Below are 4990 nucleotides of genomic sequence, written 5' to 3' on the forward strand. Positions count from 1 at the left end.
GGAACACCTGCTGCGGCAGTCGGTGCCGCTGGATGCAGCAGCCCTGGAAGCGGCAGGCGAAGCAGCGGTGCTGAATGATGCGCGGGCGCGGCTCAAGACCCATGAGCCGGACGGGCGGCAGCAGGCCTGGTACACGCGGGACCTGGAGCGGAAGGCTTTGCGGCGGAAAAGGGAGGCGGCGGAGTCGCGGCTCGATGCGCTGGTGGACCAGTTGGCGCAGCAGGGATCAGCGGATGCCGGGCGGCTGTTTCAGGAAGCGGGTTTTGTGGTGGGCAAGGACGGGGGTTACACCTACCCGTATCCGGATCTGCCCGGCGTGGAAAAGGCCTGGGACGCGCTGACCCGCGTTCAGCGGCAGGAGTTGGAGGTGGACCTGCAAAGGCGGGCGGAAAGCATGGGTTATCGGCTGGAAAGCGCGCAGCTGACGACGGCGCAACGGAAAGCCGACCCGGAAGTCCGGCGTATCTTGCGAGAGACGGAAGACGATCCATCACTCAGGGCCATCGCGAATGATGCCTATGGGCAGGGTATCAGCCGGGCGCAGCAGGAGCGGGAAGCGCGGCAGGAAGGGGGTGTAAGCCCAAACCCTCGAAAATTTTGTCTGCCCTCGTAACCCGACCACGGGGCTACAGATGGCCCCCAATCAGACCTTCGGCGTCGGCTGAAGCCCCCGCTTGTTGATATAGGTATTCAGAGCGATGTGGCTGGTTTGGCCCAGGAGCGTGGCGATCTTGCGCACCGACAGTCCATAACCCAGCAGCTCCTTGATCCGCTCCACATCCTTGTCGAACTTACTCTTCTGCAGCGTGCCCTTGGGCTTCCCAAGCTGTTTGCCCTGTGCCTTCTTGGCCGCCAGCGCTTCCTTTGTGCGCATGCCAATCAGATCCCGCTCCAGTTCGGCAAACAGCGAGAACAGGGTGAGGACAATCTTGGAGTTCATGTCCTGCTGGGAGATATCGAGGTTCTGCTTGATGGTGATCACGCGGATATTGCGCTTCGCCAGGGCATTCACCAGTGAGATCACTTCGGCCGTGCTGCGGCCCAGCCGGCTTAGCTCGGTCACGATGAGGGTGTCCGTTTCGCCCAGCATCTGGACCAGATCGTCGATACGCCGCTGCTTGCTGGTCTTGCGCGATGAGACTGTGACTTCCATAAAGTCGTCGACGCGCAGCTCCCGTTTCCGGGCAAACTCCAGTATCTCCAGCTTCTGGTGACTCAGGTCCTGCTTGTCGGTGGATGCGCGCAAATAGGCGACAATTTTACCCATGAAAACAGCCTCGTTGTGTCTTAACATCAATTAGGCCGTAAAGTAATACGTCTTGTATGTATTTTTCAATCTATTTCACATGCTTGCCGTGGTGCTATATTAACGCTCGTTTTGGCATATACAGAATGTATAGTAAAAATGACAGAAAACAACAAAAGACTGACCATATTATCCGACGCGGAACGATTCGCCCTATACGGGCTCCCCGACTTCGATGACGGTCAGCGGCAGCAGTACCTCAGCTTCAGCGAATGCGAACTCGGGCTTGTGATGAGTCGGCAAAGTCTTCATGCCCAGGTCCATTGCGCCTTGCAGATCGGGTATTTCAAAGCCAAATATGCCTTCTTCTCGTTTTTCTGGGAAGAAACGGAAGAGGACTGCGCCTTTATCCTGACCCGCTACTTCCATGGTCAGGCGTTTGCTCCGCAGCCAGTGACCGAGTACGAGCATTATGTGCAGCGCACCGCGATCTTGGGCCTATTCGACTATCGTCCGTGGTCTGCTGAATTTCTGCTGTTGCTGGCCGAGCGTGCGGCGCAAGTCGTACATCGCGACGTCACCCCCGGCTTTATTGTCGCCGAACTGGTTGCCTTTCTCCACGAACAGAAGATTGTCAGACCGGGACACACGACCCTGCAGACACTCATCAGCGACACACTGACTACAGAGCGCAATCGCCTGAGTGACCTATTGGACAATTTGCTGGATGAACCTGCCAAGGAGGCGTTGCAGCAACTCCTGGTGCACGATGACACTTTGTTGGGATTGGCCGCCCTAAAGCAGGATGCCAAGGATTTTGGCTACCGCCAGATGGTGTCGGAGCGGAAGAAGCGCACCTTGCTGGAACCTCTTTATCAGACGGCGAAAGCGATGTTGCCCATCCTGTCAATTTCTCGGCAAAACCTGAATTACTACGCGAGCCTTGCCAATTTTTACACGATTTATGATTTGCGCCGTCTGCGCCCGAAACAAACCTACCTGTACCTACTGTGCTTCGCATGGCAGCGCTACCGCCAGCTTACCGACAACCTGATGGATGCGATGGACTACCACATGAAGCAACTTGAGGACGAAACTAAAATCCGGGCGAAAAAGCGATTCTTTCTACTACAGTCCACCAGGCGACAGGAGTCGCCTGGTGTTGGCCGTTTGCTGCTGATGTATGTTGACGACAACCTGGCTGATACCACGCCCTTCGGTTCAATCCGCGAGAGCGCCTTTACCATCATGCCCAAAGACGAATTGCGTCTCACTGGCCAGCGCTTGTGCGGGGCACCGGTAAATAAACTGGAATTGCGCTGGCAGATCGTGGAAGAGCTGGCGGAACGTGCCCGACACCACCTGCGCTCACTGTACGTGACGCTCAATTTTTCCAGCACAGTGCCAGACAACCCGTGGCTGGTGGCACTGGGTTGGATGAAGGGGGTTTTCTCCAAACAACAGCGACTGGCGCAGCGACCACTTAGCGAATGCCCGGCAGCAACGATTCCCAAACGCCTGCGCCCCTATCTGCTCGAATTTGATGTGAAAGGCAATGCATCAGGCGTTCGTGCTGATCGCTACGAGTTTTGGGTGTACCGGCAAATTAGGAAACGCTGCAAGTCAGGCGAAGTCTACCTGGACGACAGCGTCCAGCACCGCAGCCTCAGCGATGAACTGGTTTCCCTGGAGGAAAAAGCGGCCGCCCTCGGCCAACTGGATATTCCCTGGCTGCGGCAGCCCATTGAGACCCAGATCAATGCCTTGACGGAGGAACTGCACCGCCTGTGGCTGGCGTTCGACAAAGACCTGCGCCAGGGAAAACTGAAAAATCTGGAGTATGACAGCCAGACCAAGACGCTGGTCTGGCGGCGGCCCAAGGTCGGAGACGACGAAGCGAAACAGGATGCTTTTTACGGCAAGCTGTCGTTTCGCGATATCGCCGATGTTCTTCGATTTGTTAATGAGCAATGCCATTTTCTGTCGGCACTAACGCCGCTGCAGCCGCGCTACGCCAAGCAGGTTGCCGATACCGACAGCCTGATGGCAGTCATCATGGCCCAGGCAATGAATCATGGCAATCTCACCATGGCGCAGACCAGCGATATTCCCTATCACGTTCTGGATGCGACGTATCTGCAGTACCTGCGGCTGGCCAGCTTGCAGGCGGCCAATGATGTCATCAGCAATGCCACCGCAGACCTTGCCATTTTTCCACACTATTCCTTTGGCTTGGAGGCGCTCTACGGTAGCGTCGATGGACAGAAATTCGGGGTCGAACGGCCGACGGTGAAAGCGCGGTTTTCCCGCAAATATTTCGGCCGGGGCAAAGGTGTCGTCGCCTACACCCTGCTGTGCAACCATGTTCCGCTTCAGGGCTGGCTGATCGGCGCGCACGAGCTTGAGGGCCACCATGTTTTCGATCTCTGGTACCACAACACCTCGGATATCGTACCGACGGTGATCACCGGCGACATGCACAGCATTAACAAGGCTAATTTTGCCATCCTGCATTGCTTCGGCTTGCGTTTCGAACCGCGCCTCACCAGGCTTCACGAACAGATACAGCAAATCTACTGCGCCGGTGATCCCGCGCGGTACGAAAAATTCCTTATCCAGCCGACTGGGCAGATTGACCTTCAAGCCGTCATCAACGAGAAATCCAACATCGACCAGATCGTGGCGACCCTGGGTCTCAAGGAGATGAGCCAGGGCACATTAATCCGGAAACTATGCACCTACACGCAGCCAAATCCGACACGCTATGCGCTATTCGAGTTTGACAAGTTGATCCGCAGTACCTACACCTTGCGCTACGCCCGCGATCCCCAGTTACAGCGCAACATCCACCGCTCCCAGAACCGAATCGAGTCCTACCACCAGATGCGCTCGGCGATAGCCCAAGTCGGAGGCAAGAAGGAACTGACTGGCAGGACGGATATCGAGGTTGAAATAAGCAACCAGTGCGCCCGGCTGGTTGCCAACGCGATTATCTATTACAACTCCGCCATCCTGTCACGGCTACTCGCCAAGTATGGAGCCAACCCAAGCCACAGAGTCCTGTCCCTGATCAAGAAGATATCGCCCGTGGCATGGCGGCACATCCACATGGGCGGCCACTACACGTTCCGGGGCGAGGGCAAGGCGGTCGATCTCGATGCGTTGGTGGCCGATTTGCTCTTGGAATAGGGAATTACGAGGCCAAACAAAATTTTCGAGGGTTTGGGCTTACACCCCCAGGAACAGGCACGCAAAGACCTTCTGAAAGCCGCCCACGATCTCGGGGGCTGGATGGAAAAAGGCGGCAGCGCCGCGCAACAGGCCGAATGGCAAAGGACGTTTGCGGACCTGGTAGAGCGGGGGGCCGGGCTGGGTGTGGATGAAAAGGCGCTGGGCAAATCTCTCCAGGGCGGTCGCGAGGCTTACCGTCAGACATTGGCGCGGTCGCGCGGTCGGGGGATGGGACTTTAATCGGTTGTTACCGTAACAGTTGCGGTTTCTGTGTCACATATACGGCCGTTTGCGTGACAGTGCAGAATGGGGGGATTTTGGCCGCCAGAGCCGTCACATAAGGCGTCACACAGACAAGGTCATGCAAAGGGGGCAGATGACGGAACTGGAGAAGTTCTCAAAACTCGTTGCAGTCCCGTTTTGGTGAGAATCTGTTTCGAGAATGGATTATGAGAACCGGAAGGCCCTGATTCCTAGAGCTGGCTAGGTGTAACGGCTTGCAATCGAAAACGG

Annotated in this window: 4 protein-coding genes; 3 read left to right on the plus strand and 1 reads right to left on the minus strand. The window is 56.6% G+C overall.

Translation table 11 applies throughout. From position 1 onward, the window contains the following. The coding region (locus AC2VNK_RS09125; protein WP_486883533.1) for a hypothetical protein at positions 1-613 on the plus strand (613 nt) is incomplete at its 5' end. Between the two features lie 30 nt (positions 614-643). Here the strand turns inward: AC2VNK_RS09125 and AC2VNK_RS09130 are convergent. Further along, on the minus strand, positions 644-1267 hold the full coding sequence (locus AC2VNK_RS09130; protein WP_031575368.1) for a recombinase family protein: 624 nt from the start codon (positions 1265-1267) through the stop codon (positions 644-646). Positions 1268-1405: 138 nt separating this feature from the next. Between AC2VNK_RS09130 and AC2VNK_RS09135 the strand changes: the two genes are divergently transcribed. Next, on the plus strand, positions 1406-4435 hold the full coding sequence (locus AC2VNK_RS09135) for a Tn3 family transposase (protein ID WP_215865737.1): 3030 nt from the start codon (positions 1406-1408) through the stop codon (positions 4433-4435). A 33-nt stretch (positions 4436-4468) separates the two neighbouring features. Continuing rightward, on the plus strand, positions 4469-4717 hold the full coding sequence (locus AC2VNK_RS09140) for a hypothetical protein (RefSeq protein WP_486883534.1): 249 nt from the start codon (positions 4469-4471) through the stop codon (positions 4715-4717). Positions 4718-4990 lie beyond the last annotated feature (273 nt).

This window comes from Acidithiobacillus sp. TH-A35 (genome assembly GCF_057473505.1).

Coding starts and splice junctions, on each gene's coding strand:
- AC2VNK_RS09135 (WP_215865737.1), top strand. CDS start 1,406: ATGACAGAAAACAACAAAAGACTGACCATATTATCCGACGCGGAACGA.
- AC2VNK_RS09130 (WP_031575368.1), bottom strand. CDS start 1,267: ATGGGTAAAATTGTCGCCTATTTGCGCGCATCCACCGACAAGCAGGAC.